Source organism: Rhizobium aethiopicum, from assembly GCF_900094625.1.
Lineage (GTDB): Bacteria > Pseudomonadota > Alphaproteobacteria > Rhizobiales > Rhizobiaceae > Rhizobium > Rhizobium aethiopicum.
Window position 1 is genome coordinate 1 of sequence record NZ_FMAJ01000027.1, and the last position, 23245, is coordinate 23245.

At 58.9% G+C, this 23245-nt stretch carries 8 protein-coding genes and 8 pseudogenes; 10 read left to right on the plus strand and 6 right to left on the minus strand.

Annotated elements, in window-relative coordinates; genetic code table 11:
- Together GA0061105_RS29470 and GA0061105_RS29475 are read right to left on the minus strand one after the other, a co-directional pair.
- Nucleotides 1-729, minus strand: a pseudogene (locus GA0061105_RS29470) (hypothetical protein); the annotation flags it as partial.
- A gap of 806 nt (nt 730-1535) precedes the next feature.
- Nucleotides 1536-2083: pseudogene (locus GA0061105_RS29475) on the minus strand (transposase); the annotation flags it as partial.
- A 228-nt stretch (nt 2084-2311) separates the two neighbouring features.
- Here GA0061105_RS29475 and GA0061105_RS29480 point away from each other — a divergent pair.
- The 9 genes and pseudogenes from GA0061105_RS29480 to GA0061105_RS29530 all read left to right on the plus strand — a co-directional run bounded on the left by GA0061105_RS29480 (nt 2312) and on the right by GA0061105_RS29530 (nt 15849).
- Nucleotides 2312-3261: pseudogene (locus tag GA0061105_RS29480) on the plus strand (IS481 family transposase).
- 483 nt (nt 3262-3744) lie between these two features.
- Nucleotides 3745-5100, plus strand: coding sequence for a type VI secretion system baseplate subunit TssK (gene tssK / locus GA0061105_RS29490; RefSeq protein ID WP_064842673.1), 1356 nt, complete (start codon nt 3745-3747; stop codon nt 5098-5100).
- A gap of 61 nt (nt 5101-5161) precedes the next feature.
- Nucleotides 5162-6328, plus strand: a complete 1167-nt coding sequence (locus tag GA0061105_RS29495; RefSeq protein ID WP_077991407.1) for a type VI secretion system-associated FHA domain protein — start codon at nt 5162-5164, stop codon at nt 6326-6328.
- Nucleotides 6328-7617, plus strand: coding sequence for a type IVB secretion system protein IcmH/DotU (gene icmH / locus GA0061105_RS29500; RefSeq protein WP_012489524.1), 1290 nt, complete (start codon nt 6328-6330; stop codon nt 7615-7617). Before GA0061105_RS29495 ends, icmH begins: the two co-directional genes overlap by 1 nt.
- A 9-nt stretch (nt 7618-7626) precedes the next feature.
- Nucleotides 7627-11232: a type VI secretion system membrane subunit TssM gene (gene tssM, locus GA0061105_RS29505; RefSeq protein WP_077991410.1), complete on the plus strand. Its 3606-nt coding sequence runs from the start codon at nt 7627-7629 to the stop codon at nt 11230-11232.
- Nucleotides 11233-11528: 296 nt separating this feature from the next.
- Nucleotides 11529-13145, plus strand: coding sequence for a hypothetical protein (locus GA0061105_RS29515; RefSeq protein ID WP_064842681.1), 1617 nt, complete (start codon nt 11529-11531; stop codon nt 13143-13145).
- A gap of 100 nt (nt 13146-13245) precedes the next feature.
- Nucleotides 13246-13492 (plus strand): annotated as a pseudogene (locus GA0061105_RS33985) (SIR2 family protein); the annotation flags it as partial.
- Nucleotides 13493-14318: 826 nt separating this feature from the next.
- A pseudogene (locus GA0061105_RS29525) lies at nt 14319-14645 on the plus strand (carbamoyltransferase N-terminal domain-containing protein); the annotation flags it as partial.
- Nucleotides 14646-14838: 193 nt separating this feature from the next.
- Entirely contained in the window at nt 14839-15849 is a 1011-nt protein-coding gene (locus GA0061105_RS29530; RefSeq protein ID WP_040111826.1) for a LysR family transcriptional regulator, read from the plus strand.
- Nucleotides 15850-16059: 210 nt separating this feature from the next.
- Here the strand turns inward: GA0061105_RS29530 and GA0061105_RS29535 are convergent.
- Nucleotides 16060-16617 (minus strand): annotated as a pseudogene (locus GA0061105_RS29535) (radical SAM protein); the annotation flags it as partial.
- 775 nt (nt 16618-17392) lie between these two features.
- On the opposite strand from GA0061105_RS29535, the pseudogene GA0061105_RS29545 reads away from it, so the two are divergent.
- A pseudogene (locus tag GA0061105_RS29545) lies at nt 17393-17968 on the plus strand (nuclear transport factor 2 family protein).
- A gap of 984 nt (nt 17969-18952) precedes the next feature.
- Here GA0061105_RS29545 and GA0061105_RS29560 read toward each other — a convergent pair.
- From GA0061105_RS29560 to GA0061105_RS29570, 3 genes and pseudogenes are all read right to left on the minus strand, one after another.
- Nucleotides 18953-20284, minus strand: a complete 1332-nt coding sequence (locus GA0061105_RS29560; protein WP_077991417.1) for an IS1182 family transposase — start codon at nt 20282-20284, stop codon at nt 18953-18955.
- 111 nt (nt 20285-20395) lie between these two features.
- Nucleotides 20396-21283, minus strand: a complete 888-nt coding sequence (locus tag GA0061105_RS29565) for a hypothetical protein (RefSeq protein WP_040111827.1) — start codon at nt 21281-21283, stop codon at nt 20396-20398.
- 605 nt (nt 21284-21888) lie between these two features.
- Nucleotides 21889-23046 (minus strand): annotated as a pseudogene (locus GA0061105_RS29570) (IS256 family transposase).
- Nucleotides 23047-23245 lie beyond the last annotated feature (199 nt).

Consider the following 23245-nt stretch of genomic DNA (forward strand, 5'->3'; position numbering starts at 1 on the left):
GGCGGCATCGGCGGCGCTGAGATCGGGATGGGCCGCCTTCAGCGCGTCCGCCCACGCCCCCTTGCTCTGCCTCGACTGCCGCGGTGTCTGCCTGGCGATTTCGTCCAGCCTCGCCTGGTCCTGGGCCGACACCGTCCGGAACGCCGCTCGATTGACGAGATCGCCCGTTGAGGCCCCCACGATTATGCCGGCATTCGCGGCGCTGAGATCAGGCGCCAACGCCTGCGGCCTTTGAGCATATAACGTCTGCCTGCGGCTGGGCCTGGGATCTGCGTCCTTCTCAGTAGTCCGCCTCTTGCGCCCGCCACCGGTCGGATCGCTGGGCTCCGCGGGCACCTCGGACATGGCCGAATGCTCCTCTCTTCCACCCGGCACCTCGGTGGGCCCGGCAACCGCTGAGGCTTCTAAATTCCCAAGGCCATGCAGCCCCCCGCGCTGAGGGCCAGTCTCCAGCGGCTGGCCCTCGACGAGGTGAATAGTGCGATCGGCATTATTGTATTCATCTGTTGTCCTCGTGAGGTTGAACGCGGTCTCTGCCGGGACGACCGGAACTCTCGTCAGTTCCGTCATGTCAGCCATCATTTGCGGGGTTTGTTCTTCAGGGCTTTGAAGCTCGGTCGGCGGGCTTGGCTGGTGGACGCTTAGCCTTTCCACGTAACGCAATACAGAATTCTCTTGCCAGATGTCGTCCGAATTGAAGTTGTCGGCCACTTGATCGACACGCGCCACTGAAGACTGCGCTTTTTGATCCGCTGGGTGCCGGCCCTCATCCGGCCGCGAAGAGCACTGCCCCTTAGTCCGAGGGTCCCTGTCAACCATGCTCACCCCCCTGGGATATGGCCTTCAGGAAACAAGGGGTCAGCTGTCGAGCACCGACTGCTGACGGAAGGTCAGAATTTATCAGGGGCTCAAGCGACTTAACCAGAGTGCAAGGGGCGCGACTGCGACCATCGACCGCTCCAGCTTGCCGAGCCTCGTTCAGACGCCGCTTAATCACCGTGGGTCCCGTTTTTTGCTGTTGTGGCATGGGGCGGCTCTGCGGAATCGAGCTCAGGTGACGGGAGGCCGGCAGATCCCGAAGACATGGCCAGGCCGTTGATAACTGGTAGCGTAAACGCATCATTGCAGCAGAACCTCGAAAACCACGGAGAAGAGCCCGCGATTCAAACTAGCGCAGTCCCGGTATTGGGTTGCATGCACAGGTGATATGCTCGCATCCGGTTAGTGAACGGCTATGGCGCAGCTCCTGCGTGAACCCATAACAACAGCGGCGATCCTTCGAGAGATGCAGCGACGACCCGTTCTCCAGACCGGAGGTCCGCGCTTGATGTGGCGATCGGCACGGATTGCTATCAACGCTGACGGCCGCCGGTGCCGCGCAAGCCGGTTACGACGAAACATCGACATGATCTCTTCTATGGTGGGATTGGCCCACCGATACCTGGGTAGTGGCAACTGTCGCCAATTGCGGCGCCAGTGAGGTCGGCCTTCGTCTTCGAACTCCTTGCTGGCTTCCGCTAAACAACGCGGCCTTATCACAAAAGGCTGGGAGATTTAACGATGATCCCGGCATCCGGACTTCTGCGCATTGCCGGCCGGTAATAGCGCGAAAGACTTGCAGCAATCGCAGCGCCGGCGGCAGCCGTGACTAGTATCCGCACTGCCTGGCCCGTAACAATGCGCTGTGACCAGCGGAAGCCGATCTCGTGGAAAGACAAGGCATGCTGCGGGCTGATATGATGAAAGACGCCGGCAATGGTGCGGCGGACCCGGGCCTTGAAACCTCCCACCGAGTGGACGGCGACTTGGACGAATTCGCGGCTCGAATGCTTTACGTTCTCATGCGTAGCAAAGCTCTTGCCAATCGCCATGAACGCCTCACCGCCCATCAGGCAGGTTGCGGTTCGATCCCTTTCGCCGTCGCGCGCCCTGCATGTATCGAAAGGCCTTTTCGGCCCCGTCCAGGCGGTAGACCGTCCGGATCCATTCTCGGTCGCTCACCGAGATGAAAACGGTCGATCTCCACCGTGCCATCTAGCATGTGCTCGCGCGCCAACATGAGGCGCAGCGCATATCCCATTCGCTAGCTATTGGGCATCACCAAATGTGGAAATGCCTATCTTCGCCGCATGAATGATCCATGCCGCCAGGGCTGCTATCCCGCACCTGGCGCGAACCGGGACTGCAACCGGTTCGTGGATCGTGTCCAGGAGGTGGTTGTCTAATCGCTAAGCTGGTCGTCAAGGCGCTTTAGGTGTTTGGTCCCGGCATTTGATGGTGCAATATTTTCCTTGGCATGGAGGGAAGCACTATGGGCCAGGTTCTACACGGGAGCGCCACGACGACAGAGGCAATCCGTCGAGCAATACAAAATAGTGAAGAGAGCCTGAGAACGCTTTCGAAGCGATACGGGATCAACCAGAAAACCGTGGCGAAATGGAAGAAGCGGACATCGTTGGTCGACCTTCCTACAGGCCCAAAGGACCCGCACTCGACGACCCTTTCCCTCGAAGAAGAGCCGTTATCGTCGCCTTCCGCCGGCACACGTTGCTGCCGCTCGATGATTGCCTCTACGCTCTTCAGCCGACCATTTCATATCTGACGCGTTCGTCGTTGCACAGGTGTTTGCAGCGCCACGGCATTTCACGTCTGCCGGAGGTCAGAGGCGACAAGGAGCCGAAGAAGAAGTTCAAAAGCTATCCGGTCGCTTACTTCCACATCGATATTGACGAGGTGCAGACGGCCGAGGGCAAGCTCTATCTCTTTGTCGCAATTGACCGAACATCCAAGTTCGCGTTCGCGGAACTCTACACCAAAGCCGGCAAGATGAATGCCGCTCAGTTCTTGCGCAATCTGATCACGGCAGTGCCCTACACCATTCACACCGTTTTGACCGACAATGTCATTCAGTTCACCAACCGAGCTTGTGATCGAAATGCCTTCCAGCACATCTTCGATTGGGTCTGCGACGATCACAGCATCGAGCATCGCCTGACCAAGGTGAAGCATCCCTGGACCAACGGACAGGTCGAACGGATGAACCGAACGATCAAGGAGGCGACCGTCAAGCGCTTCCACTACGACGATCATGCGCAGTTGAAAAAACATCTGGCTGACTTTATCGACGCCTACAATTTCGGGCGCCGGCTCAAGACGCTAAAGGGCCTTACGCCTTACGAGTTCATCTGCAGACAATGGACTTTGGAGCCGGATCGATTCATCATCGACCCCATCCATCAAATGCCGGGACTAAACACCTAGGGGCGGCGGCGCGTGAAGACGATGTTGGCGGCGGCACTGCCTCAGCGTATTCAGGAACATTTTCGACGAGGCAATGCGCATCACGTGTCACCTTGCCTGTTGCGCTGCTCTTTTGGCCCCGTACTTGCGGCGCCGGCTCTCAAGGCTTCCGGGCGGTCATTTGCGAGATTCATCCCGTACGAGTGACAGGACAGGCGAATTGGCGCGTTGTAGGTCAGTGTGAACATGAACGACCAATAAGGCTCTGAGGGCAACGGGCTACTGAGCGACAGTCTAGATGAGACCCCTTGCTTGTCGCGCTGCAAGGGGGCTCATGACCAATCCTGATGAGCTTCGGCGCTTGCATATCTGAGCTGTCCCGACACGCGATGCCCTTCTACCAGCGCATTGTTGGATATCAGATGTGCATGCAAGGGGGCAGTGAAGCTCTGCTACTTTTACGGAGAAAGCCGTTCTGTCAGGTGGACGCGAGGCGAGTCTTGAATGTCGTGGAATAATAGGGTCGTCTGGTCGGAGGGCTTGTTCCTCCGCCCGCAGCATTTTCAGCAGGCCGATCGTCACGTCGAACAGCTGGTGCGCAGCAGGACGGCGGTTTTGCATGGGTACGGGTGGGGTATCAGCGAGCTGCGGCTCAATCGAGAGCTGCTTGGTCTCGGAAAGATCGCCATCGAAGCGGCTCGCGGCGTCTTGGAGGACGGGATGCCCTTCAGTATTCCTGACGAAGCCAACCAGCCAACTCCCTACGACGTTCCGCCGGATTTTCGAGATTCGCTTATTCACTTGGCGGTACCGTTTTATCAACCCGGCGCTCTTGAAACCGACGCGCAAGCGGGAATTGACGTACCTATCCGCTTCGCAGTCTCCACTGAGGATGTTGTCGACACCAACGCTGGCGAGCGAGGCAGCGCCTCCATCGACGTAGCGAGGCTGGATTTTCGATTGCTGCCGGACGCGGCAGACCGGTCTGGCTACACTTGCATCCCAATCGCCCGTATCATAGAGGTCCGGGCCGACCGACAGATCATTCTGGACGAAACGCACGTGCCGCCAACCCCCGACTGCGCCAGCTCCCGGGTCCTCTCGAACTACATCACTGAGATCACCGGCCTGCTTCACCATCGTGGTGAAGCTCTGGCCACTCGGGTCTCTCAGTCGGGAACGAACCGGGTTGCAGAGCTCGCGGACTTCCTTCTGCTGCAGGCGATCAATCGGTACGAGCCGTACTTCTGCCACCTGTCCAAGGCCGCCGTTGTAAATCCGGAATCGCTGTATGTTGTCATGCTCCAGTTGGCGGGTGAACTAGCCACGTTCGCCCGCGTCGATAAACGTGCCCCGACCCTTGGTGTTTACAAGCACGACTCTCTCGCGGAGGCGTTTTTGCCAGTGATGCAGTCGATCCGGGCTTCGCTGGGTGCAGTGATTGAGCAGACTGCGGTCCCCGTACCGCTGCAGCGGCAAAAATACGGTGTCCATGTGGCTGAGGTGGCCGACCGCTCTCTCTTTACGACCTCGAGCTTCGTGCTGGCTGCTCGGGCTGATATTGAGGTCGAGCGCCTCCGGCGCGAGTTCCCGTCTCAGATTAAGATCGGCCCGGCGGAGAAAATCACGGAACTCGTCAATGTCGCACTGCCCGGCATTATCATCAATCCCCTACCGGTCGCGCCGCGTCAGATCCCGTTCCATGTTGGATTCAGCTATTTCGAGATCGATCAAAATAGCCGCTTCTGGAAGGAGATGCCCCAATCCGCCGGCTTGGCGCTGCACGTTGCTGGCGACTTCCCAAATCTCGAAATGGCTCTCTGGGCCATCCGAGCCGGACAGAACCCACATTTGAGTTAGCCCACCAATGCCCCTCACGCTACGTGTACACAGCAAAAGATGTAGTTTTCCGGAATATCTCGTGCCGGGCGACGCGGCTGGTGGACTGACTACCAGCCGAGCAGGCAACAGCCTGGTTCTGCCGGATGATCAACAGATGGTCTCGAAATCCCACTGCTCAATCGAGTGCATGGCACGGCGATACGTACTGATCGACCGAGGCCGCGACGACACATGTCAAAATGACGAGGCGGTGCCGCTTCCGTCAGAGGCGCCGGTCGCCCGGAAAACCAGCGATTTTATTCAGATCGGCGCCTATAGGACCGATGTCGTCGCGGTGTCGCCTTCGATATCCATTGCGGAGAGTGCCGCCGAACCGGAGGGACAACTTGCAGCGACAAGTGAGGAGTTGAGTCTTCTTGGCCCCCTCGAAACGGCCTCGTCGCTCCTGGCGGGCAATTGCACCCGGGGTGAAGAAGCGCTGCTGGACCTGAGGGACGGCGAGTTCCTACCATTGCCGTTCTTAGGCACTCGTTTAGACGCGCTGGCGGGCATGATGAGAAGTCCGTGGGATATCTACGCAGACAGTGTGCCAGATCGGGCCCCCATCTTGACGCAACCCAAGGTGGAGCAATCATCTCGCCAAGAATCATCGAGCGGCGGTCACGGCTTTCCTTGCCGCCTGCGGCTTATCATTGGCAGATGTCCGGAATGCCGGCATCGTAAGCGTGCTGGATCGTGCAGGGAAAATGCTTCTGTATTCCGCCGCGCTGCACAGCATACTCTCCGAGCGAGAGCTGGCGAACAATTATTCAGAAATAAGAGTTCCGACGAAAAAACCCTGAGTCTCGTTCCCGATGTCGGTGAGGCGTTGCTCGCAGTTCTGTGCAATGACTCCAGCGGGTTCCTCCGCGGAGACCTGGCCGTTGAGCAAGCCTTCACCGACCGTGGGACGCATGACGTGTCATTCGCGGCTGTGCAGAAGGCTCTGTCCAGCGTTCGTGCACGCTTGTCCCTAGCAGGGATCGAGAAGGCGATGGGGCGGCCCCGTTCCCTTTTGCACCGCAACCATAAGGCGCGAAACCGGAGCGCGTACGTGCGCGTCTTCAATGACGTCGTATCGAGCATCGAAACCGATTTGCTCCGGAGCTTCGGCGCCGACTTCGCGCGCCCAGTGCGAGAGCGTAGTCGACCCGCCCGCCGATCCCACGATGAGAGCGTCCGCTCCGAAGGGAAGTGGGCGGGTTGATGATGGTGATTGAGGAAACGATGCCAAAATCCCAGCCACTCGTCCTCCTTCACGCCGAGGAGCAGTTGGCTGTCCCTTCGCCGTCATCGCCAGTGGCGGACGAACTTACCTGGGAGATGCTTGCGCTCGACCGACTTAATCCACTGGTCGCGGCCGCGGCGGCGCTGCTGGGTCTCAGCGCTCAGCTCAAGAGCAGTGCTAGCCATATCGACGTTGAAGCACTGCGCCTTAGGGTGCTGCGGGAGATCGATGCTTTTGAGCGTCGGATCACGCCGCTCGGATTGCCCTCGCGAGCGATCAAGGTCTGCAAATACGCCCTCTGCGCGACCATCGATGACATCGTTCTGAACACAGCCTGGGGCAGCAACAGCGTCTGGACGACGCGCAGCTTGGTGGGATCGCTGTTCAGCGATACCTGGGGCGGCGAGCGCTTCTTCGATCTGCTGACGCAATTGAAAAATGAACCGGCCATCAATATAGAACTGCTGGAGCTGCTCTACTACTGCATGAGGTTGGGCTTCGAAGGCCGCTACCGCGTCACTGCGGGAGGAGCCGCAGAGCTCAGTGTGCTGTGCGAAGACGTCTACCGCCTGATCCGAGCAGCCCGTGGTGACTTCGAGCGCGAACTATCCCCGCACTGGCGGAGGAACTCAAATAATCCGAAGCCACGCCGCACAATCGTTCCAATCTGGGCCGTCGTAGCGTTTGGGGCAGGATTACTCCTCTCGATCTATACCGGACTCCTGCATGCATTAAATGCCCGCGCCGACGCTGTCTTCAACGATATCGCGACATTGCCGCCGAACGGCGTTGTCAGATCGGCGAGAATCGCATTGCCACCAAAGGTTGTTATGAGCAGCGACCGACTGCGTAACTTCCTCGAGCCCGAAATCCGCGAAGGGCTTGTCACTGTGTCCGAGGACCCACAGCAGATCGTCGTTATCATTCGCGCCTCCGGGATGTTCGATTCTGCTAGTCCGGAAGTGAAGAAAATGTTCCTGCCGCTTCTTTTACGAATTGGTCGTTCTCTGAACGGTGAGTCGGGATCGGTCCTCCTGACCGGGCACACCGACGCCATTCCGGTGCAATCACTCGCCTTCCCTTCAAACGATTCCCTTTCGCTCGCGCGTGCGAGCGCAGCTGCCGAGATTATCAAATCCATGATGGATGACCCAGGCCGCGTGCGAGAAGAGGGCAGAGGGAGCGGAGAACCGGTCGCTTCGAACCACACGCCCGAGGGCCGCGCGCGGAACCGTCGGATTCAAATCATCATCACAAAGACACAATGAAGACAAGCCATGCAGTCAATCAAGAAAGCGCTTAGGTGGCAATGGCTCCGTGTCGGCGGGGCGGCGATCGTATGTGCCTTAATCTTCACGCTCGGACCGCATATCTCGGTCGGAGGATTTGCGCCGCTTGACAGCCTTCGCAGCCAGATCGCGGCATCGATGCTGATTCCGGTCGGATACACCGTGATCTACTTGATCCAGTCCCAGCTTTACAAGGTTCAGGCCTATTTTGAAGACCTCGTCCAATCACGAGTGTCGGGAGCGCTGGACGCGGGTGGGGCCGAGCAGAAGAAGGGAGACCCAAGGCCTTCCGACCGAAGTGTGGGGCAAGCCAGCACGCTTGCTGAAAGAGAGCTGGAGGCGATTCGTCATCGTTTTCGCGAGACCCTTACCACACTCAAGGGGCGCCGCTACGCAGGAGGTATCAGCAGGCGGTGGCTCTATCAGCGGCCCTGGTATGTGATGATCGGTCCGCCCAACTCGGGGAAGACCACAGCAATAGTCAATTCCGGGCTCAGCTTTCCGATGGCGGCGAGGTCCGGTCTGAGAGCCGCCGGTGGGTTAGCGGGTACGGAAAACTGCGACTGGTGGATCACCGATGACGCGGTGTTCGTCGACACTGCTGGGCGCTACACGATACAGGAGGGTGATGCAGACCGGGACAAAGCGGTTTGGCGTGGCTTGCTTCATATGCTCAGACGCTCCCGGCCACGGCAGCCGCTGAACGGTGTCTTAGTCACGATCGCAATCAGCGAGCTGAATTCTACATCCGAGGAAGTGCTCGCCGATCGCGCGCGCTGTATCCGTGAGCGGCTCCTCGAAGTGTACAGGGAGCTTCGCCTGCAACTGCCGATTTATGTGCTTTTCACTAAGAGCGATCTGCTGGCGGGATTTGTTGAATTCTTCGACGATCTGGGTCGCGAGGGGCGGGAGGCGGTGTGGGGGTTCACCTATGCGCAAGAGGCGTCGGAGGACGAAGGCGATCCGATGGCGTTTGCCGCAGCATACGATGCGCTTGTTGGCCGCCTAAACGAAAGGCTGCTTGAACGAATGCAGCACGAAAGCAACCTCCAGCGTCGCGCGCTCATGTTCGGCTTCCCACAGCAGGTCGCTAGCCTCAAGCACCTGACGCAACAGTTCTTGAAGGAAGCCTTTGGCGGGAATTCGTTCCAGGAACCGCTTATGCTCCGCGGCGTCTACTTCTTAAGCGGCACGCAAATTGGCATGCCCTTCGATCGAGTTGCGAACGCCAGATCTCAGACCTTCGAGATCGCTCAGCCGCCCTGTACAGCGCTTCGTGGCCCGGGCCGTAATTATTTCATCAGCCGGCTGCTGCGCGAAGTCGTTTTCGCCGAAGCTGGGCTCGTCGATGCCAATCACCGCTTCGATCGGCGCCAGCGGCGGATCCGGTATGGCGCCTACACGATGATAGCGGCGGTCATTGTTACCGCCAGCGTCTTATGGACGTTCAGCTATATTCGGAATGTTCAGCTGATCGAGAGCGTTCGCCTAATGGCTGGCAGCTATGCTAGAGGGGCCGAAAAGCTGAAGCTCGACCGGGTTGAGAGTGGCGATCTTCGACCCATCCTGCCACTGCTTCAGCGGCTGCGTGATGCCAACGGCGACAGCGCGGGCGGCCGCCTATCAAGTTCGGGTCTCGACCAGAGTAAGAAAATCAAGGTTCAGACGCTCGCGGCGTACCGCCGCGCCGTGAACACCATCCTGCTGCCGCGGCTGATGTTCCGGTTGGAAACCTTATTGGTCGAGCGGCACGACGATGATCAGTTCGTCTACCAGGCGTTAAAGGTTTACCTGATGCTGGGTCAGCAGGGTCCGCTCCAGCGCGCGGTCGTCAAAAACTGGATGGCTGCCGACTGGCGAGTGATGTTTCCGGCCGAAGCCGATGCCGGCCTGCGCAGCGCGCTCGCTGATCACCTGGATGCACTCATGGAAGGGCCGCTGCCCCATAGTGAGCTTAATGGCGAACTGATCGAGAGGAGCCGCGCGAAGCTCCAGACCGTCTCGATGGCGCGCCGCGTCCTCGACATCATCGCGACCAGTCCCGAAGCCTCGCGGGCGCCAACCTGGCGTCTGGCCGACCATGCCGGGCCGCTGGCGCAGGGCGTCTTGGCTCGCAAATCGGGACAGCCGCTCAGCGAGGGGGTTCCTGGCATCTACACGAGGGCGGGGTTTTACGGAACCTTCCTGCGATTGCTGCCGCAAGTGGCTGACGCTGTCGCTGCAGAAGGCTGGGTTCTCGACTCACAGGTAGTCGCGCCGATTGCAGCCGGTGATGTGAGCCAGAAGCTGCGGCGTTCGGCGGCGGATCTCTACGCTCAGGAGTTCGCGTTGCACTGGGACCAGCTCATTGGCGATATGTCCATCCGCCCGTCTGGGGGTATCGATGACGCGCTGCGCACCTTGAACACGCTGTCCGCGCCGACGTCACCAATGCGCCTGTTCCTTTTCGCGGCGGCGCAGGAGCTAAAGCTCAAGCAACCACCGGCTCCCGAGGACGGCTTGACTAAAGGTGACAGTGTCCCCCAGGGCGAGGTGTTGCCAAGCGAGCTCGAGGCACTCTTCCGGTCTCAACCGGCCGCGGACACGCCTGAAGCTCACGTCCAGCTCTATATGGGCGATCATTTCCGGTGGCTGCACCAGCTGGTCGAAGTGCCGTCGAACAGCCAAGCGGGCGCGCAGGCGCCGATCGACAGTGCTCTCCGGGATCTCGGCGAACTGTATCGCTCCCTCAGCCAGGCGCAGGGGCTGGCGGGTTCGAACATCTTGGAACACAACGGGCAGGCGGGCGTCGCCATCCAACAGATCGAGGCGGGGGCGGCCGATCTGCCCGAACCCATCCGGCAATGGATCCTCGGCCTCAGCCGCCACAGCTCGGACCTAACCGTCAGCGGCATGAGGCGCGGGTTGGCGAGCGGTTGGGCGGGCGGCCCCGGCGATTTGTGCCGACGGGCTACCGAAGGACGGTATCCCTTCGCGAGCGGATCCCGCCGGGATATCCCTTTGAGCGATTTCGCCCGACTGTTCGGCCGCAAGGCGGAGATCGACACTTTCTTCGCCGAGAACCTTTCCCCATTCGTCGACAAATCCAAAGGTTCGTGGCAGTTTCGGCCAACGAGCGGTGTCGATTTCCCTATCGGCCGCAATACCTTGGCCCAGTTCCAACGGGCAGCCACGATCCGCGACACCATGTTCGATGATGCCGGCCAGGTGTCAGTTGGATTCCTGCTCACCGTCGCCGAGACCGATCCGTTGACAGACCAGGTGGTGGTAGACATCGACGGCCAGCGCCTCGAACATCGACGAGGAACGGCCGCCGCGGCCATGCATTTCCATTGGCCTACGGCCGGCGGCGTCGGCGGCGCTTCCGTCGCTTTCATCGGTTTTCAAGGCGCCACCCTCTCCAAGAGCGGCCATTGGGCGCTGTTTCGCCTCTTAAATGAGGCGGATAAGCAGCCATTGGGAGGAGGGGACCTTATTCAGGTACGACTGGTGTCCGGTCGCCATTGGGCGGTTTTTAACCTCCAGCCTGACAGCGTGATGAGCCCGTTGTCACGCAATCTGCTGTCAGAATTCCGATGTCCAGATTTCTTATGAACGCCGGGATAGCATCCGACTGGCGCTGGGAAAGCCCTATGGGGTCACGAGACGCCCACGCAGGTCTGCGGCGGGAGAGGTCGGCATGTCGGTTGCCGGCCGGATCGGAGGCGGTCACGGCTGCGACTGGCGGCGATCGTCGCTTGATCTCGGCGCGCCGCTTTCCCGCTCGACTCGACCGCTGGAGAGCGCGGTCACCTCCATCAGGCAGATCTTCGGGAAGTTGGGTGATCAGATCCTGTCCCACCCTATCAACCGACGTACACTGATCTAGAACAGGAAACTGGAGAGATATAATGGCCGGAATGAAGCACAATAGGACAAGAGCGAAGAAATTTCTGCAGTTGATCGACCAGACGAAGAACAGAGCGGATTTGGAGTTCTGCTTTGCGGTTGGCACGGTTGGCGATCTGCGGAAGCCTGCTGTCCTGGTGAGTAAGAAAAAGCTCAATGGATTGGCACAAACTTTGAAAAACATGCCTTTTGAAGATGATGAGGATAGTAGTAAGGAGAACTTTTCGCTTCTGCGGAGAGGCACGGGCAGGATGAACGAAAACGGCGTTATCCTCGTCAAGTTGGCTGATGGTGGAAAGGCCGGGTTCCCGCAGGTCCAAAAGGTGATGAAGAAGTATTTCGTGAACTTCCGCATGAGGTTGCCTGACATGCAGGAAGCAGGAATCTTAACTGAAGAAGACATTCAGCAGTTTGAGATGAACGCCGAGGAGAACTCCCAATTTCTTCCGCCCGACGACTCTGAAGAATTCAATCGGCCGATGACGGCGCTCGATAGCGCGGAAGGGAACTCTGCAGGGAGTGTTGAAGAAACTGAAGAGAGAAGCAAGCGTGAAGGCGGGGCTGAGCTCCTGGAGCAGCTTCTCCCGGAAGTGAAGGAGGGCATTGCCGCCGCGGCCGCGACCATTTCCAATCACGCAGTAAGTCTCAGCGCGCAAATTGGCGCGGGACAGACCGCAGAGTTGTCCCATCTGACCACGAAGATCGCGGATTGGCTGCAACGTGTGCTGGCTGCGACGCCTCCGGAAGAGCAGGAGGCAACGCTGCACAACTTCGCCGGCCGACTTCTGTTGATGCTGGCCTATCCTGAGAATCTGCGAAATCTTCAATATGTGGATGACATGCCCGATGGGGCGGGGCAGGGCGAGACAAACGGCGACCGCCGCGAAGAGGTCGTGGTGAATGGGATCGATCTGAACAGAGTTCCAACGGGCGCTCTCGATCAAGACGAGGTAGTAGAGTCCTTGTTCCGTCTGATCAAGGCAAAGGCTCAGGAGCGACAACTTTCTTATCCGCTAGAGAACGCGAATTCTGAGAGGATTGCGAAGATAGTGTCGTCGCAATGGCCGAAGGAACTAGGCGATGCAGCCCGTAGGCGCGCGGTTGTGGAGCGTCTGATCGCAGCGGTGGTCCCGCGGCCCGGTAACGATGATCAACTTCTGGTCCTTCTTGGCATCGCAGACCAGCCCGAACGGACCAAATCCATCGAGAACTCGGTCGAAAGTATCATAGCTATATGGCAGGCTCATCTCGACACTGCCTTGACGCTGCGGGATGAGGTAAAGAGCAAGATCAACCAGATGGTCGATGTGGAAGCCCGCGGCGGAACGTGGAGGTATGTCGACGACATCTTCCTGCAGTTCGGAGGAGAGCTTTCAGATCAGCTCTCCGCCATCACCGAACGCAACGGTGAGGCACTGTCGAGCGCGACCGAGCGTGTCCGAACCACAGTCCAGAAGAAGCTCGATTATCTCAACGGCAGCGACATTGTAGCCATGCTTGACAATCCTCCAATCGACATCGGTCCGGGCACTATAGGGCAGACGCTGCGGGAAGGGCTCGCGGCCATCACCGATGGACTGAAGCGCATCGAAACCTCGCGCGCCGCGCCCGCCGCGTAATAATCGCCTGTTCTCGATGCCGGCCGACCCACCGGAAGGCCGGGCGAGCAGGCCATCAACGGCCTCATCAGCGACGGAAGGAGTTCCGCCGCTCAGGTGGGTCAGCGAAGCGGTGAAGGAGCGGCGCACCAACAGAGGCTCTTCGGCTCTTCTTCATCGGCTGCCGCTTCAACGACCAGATGCTGCGCGCCTACGCCCGACAGATCATGACGCGATCCAACGCACCACGTTTTGCGGTGCTGGATGCGGCAGCGCCGACCAACAACCAACGCCGTTTCCTTGCAGCAAGCCCGATCACGCTTATCGACGTGCCGACTGGCGAAGCTGCGGCTAGGCTTATCGGCTGAAAACCAGAGTAGAGAAGGAGTGTTGCGGGTACGACGATACACGAGGATTTCGGAGGTCGGTCGTCGGCACCGACGTCGGAGGCGGATTTGCCGTAAACGTTGATCATCACGGCCGCTGTTTGAAAGTGCCGCTCGCCTTGCTATGAATCCACCCATCCCTTTTTTGCACGCATTCCATCCAAACAAACAATTTTACTGGTCAAAACAATTGCCCTTAGAAAAAACGCTGAAGAGCGCTGTGCAGAACGATTGTGTGGAGTTCTAAAAATGGGTCCTCAGGTTCGGTAGAGACTGTGCTGGAAAACGAGTTGGAGCACTCTGTCAGTTGCCTGGCCTCGATTGTTATCACGTTGGACGTGATCGGCCAAATCTTGGCCGTTGCTTCTGCCGTTTCAGTGCTAATGGGCTCTCACAAGAAGCACTGTTGCCTGGTCGACTAAATCTGTGAGTGCATCCCTCACAATGACTAGAAGCCAGAGCAGGCGCGCTCGCAGCCGCAAGGACATGATCTGCGTCTTTTGCAGGAACACCAAACCTCGTGATTTTCTTGCGGCTGTCGGGCCGAAATATGAAGGACTGAGTAATGTGGATAGGTTACGTGCAGTTCTGCTGCAAATGCTTCGGTCAGGGTTTCCGTGCGGCGTCGCAACTATAGCATCAAGAAGGTTGCGCAGCATCGATTGTCGGCAATGTCGCCGAGCCGGTCGCTATTAGTATCGGCTTCGCCTGTGAGCTCTATCTGACACGTCAAACACAAGCTTTGAACTTACGAAAGCCGGCGGTCGGGCCAGAGCGACCTACCTTTCGAAACGGACTGGAGAGCAACATGCTGTGTCTAGGGCTGAGTGGGCGTCTAAGCAGAGTCTACGAAAATTCGTTCGATCTACCGAACAGCTTTATGCACAATGGGGCTGCGGTTCGCGTTCGCGACGGCCGAATGATAGCGGCAGTCGAGGAGGAGCGCCTTAACCGGATCAAGCACTCCAACACGCTACCAATTCGTTCGATTCAATATTGCCTCGCATCTGCAGGTGTTCAGCTCAGCGACATCGACCGCATCGCGTATTATGCAACCGAGGCCTATTGCAACGCTGTGCTCGAGCGCGTGCGCCTCTCTCACCCAAGCACCCCAGTATCGGATGCGAGGCTGTTGCAACGGGCTCGGGGAGGTCGACACGGGCTCTATATTCCTGTGGGACACCCCGATGTTCCATGTGATCGCCATCGTCACACAGATCTGGCCGCCCATTGGACGCGTGATGGCACAATGCCATGGAGGTTGTCACCCGCGCTCCACCGCCGAGATGAACTCGAAAAACGTTGGACCCGGAATTGATTGTTGAGGAATGAACTTCATGAAACGCAATGTAGAAAAAGAGGTGACGGATCAACTCGCTTATAGGCGAAAGATGTTGCAAGATTGGAGAGGAGAGCGCCTCACTGGACACCAGATAAACCTAGCATCAATAGACCTCAACCTCCTGGTGGCGCTCGAGGCTCTGCTCGAATACCGGAACGTGACGCACGCGGGCCAGCACATCGGGCGGAGTCAACCGGCGATGAGCCGGGCACTGGGAAGGCTGCGCGGCTTGTTCAATGATGATCTCCTGGTGCGGTCTTCAACGGGTTTGATCCCAACGCCGCAAGGCGAACATTTGGCTCAAAGGCTGCCGTCGGCACTGCGTACGATCCGAGAGATGGTGACAAGCCGCAGCGTAATCTCAAAAGAATGGGGGAGGGGGGCAACGCTGGCGATCCCCGATCATCAAGCTTTGGCTGTACTACCGCGCCTCCTGCCGTGGTTACGCGAGCGTGCCCCTCATCTCGACACACTCGCCTGTTTGCCGTTTGATCGTGCCGTGCGGGGGCTTGAGCAAGGTGATATTGATTTGGCCGTTGGGCATATTGACGTGCAACTGCCTGGCTATTTTCGGCGCAGTCTCTATACAGACCGCTTCGCGTGTTTGTTGCGCCACGACCATCCCGCGCTGGCGCAGGAATGGACGATCGACAACTTCGCGACCTTGCGTCACGCTGCCATCAGTACGGACTCCCCCGACCATTTCGGCCCGATCTACGACCACTTGCCCAACTTGCGAGAGGATCGTAGTCCCATACTTTTTTCCAGCGTTCTCACGGCAGCGGTGGTGGCTTCGGGGACGGATTTGGTATTGCTCGTCCCGCGCCGCGTTGCGACCCAAGTTTCCGCGATGCTGCCGCTTAGGGTTGTTGATCCACCCCTCGAGCCGGCACCGTACAAGGTCATGCTCATCTGGCACGAGCGGTGCCATCACGACCCGCAGCATAAATGGCTGCGCAAGGAGGTCGCCGCAGCGTTGGAGACGGGAGCAGACTGACACAAGAAGCGGTGATCGGGATGCTCCCGAAGCATCAAAGAGAGCAAACGGGGATTTTGCGCGGGGAGATGACCAAGGGCTCAGCGCTGCTGCGCCCGAGAGTGCCAGGCATGTTGGACGAATATCGAGACTTGGATGCCTATGTGCTCGCGGGGTCTGCTTGTATCCGGGCTTCTGCTGAGCTGCGGCTCGGCCCTGCAGTGGCGCGGATATCTTCGCGCCGGCTCTCGGATCGACCATTTTGATGGTGATCGTCAAGTGATCAACATTTATGTCAGCAGGCTCGCCGACACGGTCTGGCACTGCCGGACCGTTGGTTGAAAGACACAGCTTGATATCGGGGACCTCTGTGGCTCCGCGTGCAAATGTCGCCTTTGTCTTCTTCCGGTCATAACAGGCATCGCTTGGTCCGGCGATAAAGAGCACGGAAAGCTGAGGGACTTCATTGGCGACCGCAACGACCTTTCGCAGCGCCTGGTCAGGCGTCGGCCGGCTTTCGTTGGCGCAGTATTTACGATTGCAGTAGTTGCACTGGATATTGCAAGCTGGTGCGGCTACGACGTGCATGCGCGCGAAATAGTAGTGCGCTTGTTCTAAATAGCAGGAAAGGTCCGTGATTTTCTCCCAGACAGCCGGCTCGACGTGGTGCGGCTTTGCGGACGAACCGCACAATGACGCGGCGCAAGCAGTGGACTTCGCTGTGGCCAGCAGTTGGTTCATAGTTGTCGTGCTGGTCAGGTTCTTGAGCGAAATCATTGGTGGGGGCATTAAAGGCTCCGTTGCTGCTTAACTTGGCGGTTCAAGAAGCAAGGGCCATGCCAATGAAAATTGCTTAGGTTTTCAATTGGTTAGCGTTTTTTGTCCGGTTCCTCCATTTGCGACCCGACATAGGGCTGTCAGGCATTCGACAATAGACCTACACCGGTAAAATGGTGGCTCGCCTCGAGTGCTTGAGTTGAGGAGGCAGGTCGGGCCGCTCGACCACACCAGGCTTAGAACTTTCTTTCACCCCGATTTGATGCCCGCGGATGGCATAACCAGCCGAACGTGGGGTGACGCCGAGAGGCGAGCCGCCTGGCCCCAGATTTCTCCCTCGCGTCGATCAGCCGCTCCCGCTCGGTCAGACGAGCCCGATTGGGAGCCAGGCAGGATCGTTCGGATCACAGGCTTTGGAGGAGACTTCGCCGAGACAGGCACCGGCAGCCCCGGCGGCCGCAAACGGGGATCCAGTCGACATTGGTCTCTTTCTGGCGAACTCGTCGATCGCATTGTCGCCGAATGGACCGTTACCTACCTTCCACACAAGCGCAGAGAGGCCCTGGCTGTTCTTGCAGACAAAATCCAACGCACCAATGGTCCTTGATTGCGCGGGAGTTGCTGTCCTACGCACGCTGTTTGAGTTCACAGACGTTCCCTGGGAAGTGGCATTGCGAGACCAAGTCAAGCGCCGACGGCGCGAATGTCCGTTCGCAGATGCATAGAACGCCATTTTCAACTCAAGACCAGACTTGCGACGGGCCATGGACCACGAAAATGGGTCGAATTGCATGATCGCGAACGATCCGCGACTGTCCTATCGGTATTGCCGCGGGATAGACGGGCGGACGAGGCGGGGCTGCGCAGCTCCTTCTGGCCTGATGCGCAGGACGTTCACGGAGCGTATCCGGGCTCCGCCGAGGGATTCATTGAGTTCACGCTTGGTGTCTTCAAGACCGAACCGCGTAACATCCACCAGATCACCAACGTTCTGATTGAGTTTATCAGCCCGACTGAAGCAGCTGTCGAGAGCTACTTCACTGCGCTCCAACGAGGGCCGGACTGCGGCCGGATCATACTTGCCAGGTTTCTCCTATGTGGTCGATATTGCGACCATTTTCAGAAAAGGGAAGGGGAGTGGAGAATTGCCGACCGCACAGTGGTCTATGATTGGCTCGAGGAGCAGACACAGCAGGCGGCGTCGCCAGAGATTGAGCGGTTCGGTTTCAGGCAGCCGATCGGAACATCGCATTCTAACGACCCGGTCTATACGCTCGGAAGCGGCAAAGAGCATGAAAGCCGAGGCGGAATAGCGGCGCGTTCAGCTGGTGCCGAACTCTTCTTTTCCGGGACGTGGTGCTAACTTGCTGTCATCTGGCTCCTTTAGCGTTAGATCGCATACGCCGGAGCAGGAGAAGCTAATCCATGAAGCAAGCAGACACCCGCCGTCATTACACGCGCTGCAGGCGGGATTGGCCGCGCTCTGGTCGATGCCTTTGCGACAAACGGCGACATTGTCGTTGCCGTGGATCTTCCTGGAAGCGGAACGGTGCGGTGCGGCGTTGCCGCGCGGCCCTGTGATCTTCAATGTGGCCTCGCTGGGCGGGTTGCTGGGCGATCCCAGACGCAACGGCTACGCTGCCTGGAAGGGGCCTGATCTTGATCACGAAAAGTTTGGCATGCGAGTTGGCGTCGCGTCGAGTGGGCCTGACGGCCATAAGAGCTCGGCTATGTGCGCACGCCGATGGTCGAGAACTGGAACGCGCCGACGAGACGGATCTCGCCGCTATTCGCCGACGCGTGCCGATGGGGCCCATGGGCGCGTCCCGATGATGTCGACCGGACCGTGCGGTTTCCGGTCAGCTCGCACGTTGATCATTCATCGACATCGTGTCGGACGGTCGCCTTGGGCTTGGCGACGGGTCCGGATACGAGCGATTCGAGTTCAAGCGCTTCGGTGTCGTTATTCATGAGGCGCCTGGGGAGTACCTGGGTGATCTTTTACGGGCTCAACCAGAAGGTTTTCGAACCCGACGGCCATTATCAGAAGATACCCCAAACGGCGATATCGTTGCGGACCACCCAGAAGCCAGCCCCGCCAATCTGCATCGCGGCAGGATCGGAGTGCAGCATGAGGCGGGCCGTCGCAGAGAGTCGCAGCAATTATTGCAGTCTCTAATCTTCGCCTGCGTCCTCCCGTAATACAAGGGCGTATCAACTCAGAGCTTGTGAAGCTTTTGAGATGGTGCGGTTTTGGCCGGTCTTGGCTGGCCGATGCAGTCGAGCGTCAGACGATTGCGCGCTGCGTTCGGATGGTCGCGTATGGGCGCTGGGTGATGGCCTTGGCTTAGCCGTTGGCGAGCCGATGGCCTTGCAAGATATTGTTGGTGAGTGCGTAGCAGAGCACGACGGCCTGGACCTTTTCGATGCCGCGCACCGTCAATTGTCGCAGATTCCAGTTGCGCCAGCGGGCATGGATGCATTCGCAGATCGAGCGGGGTTTGTACTGAGCCTTGCCGGTCTCGCTTGCCATGCGGGCTCGCCAGGCCGACACACCCGGACCGTCGCCGCGCCGCGGCAAGAAGGGATCGGTTCCGTGCTTGGACTGAGTGGGCGGACAAAAGACCTCAACCCCTTCGCCGTGCGCCCACTCGATATCTTCAGCGCTGCCAAAGCCGCCATCGGCGAGATAGCGCCGCGGCAGATGGCCGCTTAGCGCGCGCAACCGCTCCAGCATCGGCCGCATGAGGCCGTGATCGGAGCCGGCATTGGTCACCTCGAGCCCGACCACGAACTGCTCACCGGCCGTGCTCGCAACCTGCACATTATAACCCGGGCGGAAGCCGCCGTCGGCCATCTTCATCACCCGCGCCTGTGCATCCGTGCTGGAGGCGCGCGGCTCCTTCGGCTTTTTGCGATTGCCGCGCTTTTCTTCGCGCGCCTGGCGATGGCGCTCGATCTCGTCAAGAGCGACCTGGGCTGCTCTGAGCCGCTCGCCGCGCTCGCGCGCCGCCCGCTCCCTGGCCGCCTCGATGCGCCGAGTGCTGGCATCCGAACGCGCATCGACCTCGTGCTTGAGCTGATCCACAACCGCCTCGGCAATGGAAAGATGCCGATCAAGCGTCGCCTTGCGGCCGAACGAGGCGGCCCCCGCGCTTGCCCGGACCCGCACGCCATCCTGCGCCAGACAATCGAGAGTGACGAGGCCGGCATCGGCAAGCGCCGCCAGATGCTCGGCAAGCAGCCGGTCGAGCAGATCGGCGCAACCAACCCGAAAGTCCGAAAGCGTGTGGTAGTTCATCGAGACACCGCCGCACAGCCAGCGATAGACGTCGTGGCTCCCGCACTGCCGTTCCAGCGCCCGCGCGCTGCCGACGCCGTCGCTGCTGGCATAGAGCCACAGCGCCAGCAAAAGCCGTGGCGAAATCGGTGGATGGCCTGGCCGGTGCTCACGCGCTTTGATCCGATCTTCGAGCGTGCTCAGATCCAGCCCCTCGACATAGCTCCAAATGACCCGCACCGCGTGATCCTGGCCGATCAAGCTGTCGATATCGACGGCACGCAACTCGACCTGATCGCGCACCGGCTCACGCATGCGCGCCGCCCCGCGCCCCACCTGAGCACTTCGCCGCGCTCCATGCACCGGCAATCCTTCGAACAGGTCGTCGCCCACCATCATCCTCCAAGCAAATCAACGACCCAACAGAATCACAATCCAATCGCCTCCGCCACCAAACATTCACAGGCTCTCAGCCGGCGGCGCAAAAAGTCCTCACGATGAGGCAAGCTTTTAGCCGCGGTTCAAATTGAGGTGTTCGAAGTACCAAGACGGGTCATCATCGGATGAATCTGTCTCGACACTGGCGTCACTCGAATGCTCCTCGACACCTGCTTCATCGTCGCTAAGATACTCCACGGTTTTAGAGAGATAACTCCAAGGTTTGTCGGCGCGCTGCCATCCACCCTTGCTATTCTTTGTCCACTTGTCGGGATGTTGCGTAGGGTCGAGCACCCAGCGATTTTCACCCACATCAACGAAACCCATCTGCTCTAGACGGGTTCCCATCTCCGGCGTAGCGGGACGTGACATGATCAACGGCTGTTCGCCGTCGAGTTGAAGTTGATGTTCGAGCAGAATATCGCCTGCGTTCTCGACAAGCGGATGAGTAACGCGAAGGTCTACAATCGACGTGATTCTTTTTCGACCGGGAAATAGTTCCCGCCACGGCTCGTTTTCGATGCTAAATCCATCCTCTGTTCTTAAAAGCCCAACGCTTCGTTCTCCCAGATCATAGCTGAAATATCGCGCGCTGGGCGTATCATTGTCGGTGCCGCCGTAGAGTCGAGCGATGGTAGCCGTACGCAGGGCTTTAGAGGACACGAAGGGCGAGTACTCTTGTGGATTGACGGAAATGTGCTTGATTTCATCACCGTAAAATTCCCTTACTTTTCTGGCAAATGTCGATCTGTCGAGCACCTTAATTGGAGGTTCGGAAGAGAGCGAGTATGGTCGCGTTGGCGACGAAGGCGAAAGAGCATGGGGATCTGGCGTTGATCGGGACGGCATGCCCGTAAGCGTTTGTGCCCCGGTCATATTCTCGATCCACCCCGCCATGGCCCGGGTGCGATCATCTTCCTCGGAAATGTTGTAGCACAGCGATCGTTCTGAGTTATCCATGGCGGTCTCTCCTGAGAGTGAAAGGTGTGATGAAGCGCATTCTTTTCAGTCGCTTCACATGGGAACGGTGCGCTCACATGTCCGGCCTATAAAGCGGATACGTGACTGCTAGACTCGATGAAGCGGGCGGTGCGCGTTGCATGCGCCGCTCCTGATCCCTTTACCTCAGCCCAAGCCTCGAGGATCCGCGAAAGCGTGGCTCCCTTCGCCAGACCATCGTCGAATCGGCTGACAGTCCGTCGGAGGTGTCTGCGCCGCGGCAGGGCTAAGATTAGCTTGAATGTTAGAGGCGTCTCGGAAAATTTTACCGCCCCGCGGGCCTGTTCTGTTTTCACCGTTGTTGGTCTCCAATTGCAGATTACGCATATGCTAGTGCAACCGGACTGGTCGCCATCATGCAAAATCGATATTCTAAAATGCTTTGGAAAAGCGGAGCCACGTAGACCCCTTAGGTGGTGAAGGTTCTGAGGAGTAGGTGGGCATCAGTGTTTTTTCGATCGTGTCCATGGGAGTGGGGTAGCTGACGGCTGATTGCCGTGCTTTCCGAGGTCGGGTCGGAGGGGATATCAGCGTGCCACAGCGGGCAGGCTGATTTGGGGCTCATCTCATTTGGCCATGGTCTCAAGTGTCAGATACCTGGCACGCTGGACGGCCCATTCATCATTCTGTTCGAGCAGCAGTGCGCCGACGAGACGGACGATGGCTTCGTCGTTCGGAAAGATGCCGACGACCTCGGTGCGTCGCTTGATTTCGCCGTTGAGACGCTCAATTGGATTCGTCGAGTGCAGCTTTGCCCGGTGCTCTTTCGGGAAGGTCATGTAGGCGAGCACGTCCTCTTCAGCGTCGTCCATGATGGTGGCAAGCTTCGGCACTTTCGGCCTGATTTGATCGGCGACACTGCGCCATTGTGCGCTTGCTGCCTCCGGGGTCTCCTGGGCAAAGGCCGTCGCGATGAAGGCGGATACGACCCGCCTGCCGCTCTTTCCAGCATGCGCGAGCACGTTCCTCATGAAGTGAACCCGGCACCTTTGCCAAGTGGCATTGAGAACCTTGGTGACGGCGGCCTTGAGACCTTCGTGCGCATCGGAGACAACAAGGTTCACACCACGTAATCCTCGACGTGTCAGCCTGCGCAGGAATTCCGTCCAGATCGGTTCGGCCTCCGAGGTGCCAACTTCCATACCCAGGACCTCGCGCCGACCGTCGCTGTTGACGCCCACCGCGATAATGACGGCGACTGAGACGATGCGGCCGCCACGCCGGACCTTGAGATAGGTCGCGTCCACCCAGACGTACGGCCACTCACCTTCAATCGGCCTGTCGAGGAACGCCTTCACTTTGACGTCGATCTCTTCACATAGGCGGCTCACCTAGCTTTTGGAGATGCCGCTCATACCCATGGCCTTGACCAAGTCGTCGACAGAACGAGTCGAGATTCCCTGGATATACGCTTCCTGGATAACGGCCGTCAGAGCTTTCTCTGCCATCCGACGCGGTTCAAGGAAGCTCGGAAAGTAGCTGCCTTTGCGCAGCTTCGGAATGCGAAGCTCGACGGTGCCAGCCCGCGTCTCCCAATCGCGGTCACGGTAGCCATTGCGTTGAGTGAGCCGCATCGAGTTCTTCACACCGAAGTCTGCACCCGTAGCCGAGCCTACTTCCAGCTCCATCAGCCGCTCGGCAGCAAAACCGATCATCTCACGCAACAAATATGCATCGGCACTCTTCTCAACAAGGGAGCGCACGTTCATCATGTCATTGGTCATCGGTGGTCTTTCCGTCAGGTTGGTCTTGAACAACCCGACCCTAGCGGAAAACACTGATGGCCGCCCGCAAAGCCGATCACCCGCTACAGCGCAACGAGAAGCGCGCGGGCACTCGGCTTTACTCCCTACCGTCACCTACGCCACGTACTGGGACACGATCTGGTCGAGTGCAGACGATTGTCGGCAAGCCGTCGCATAT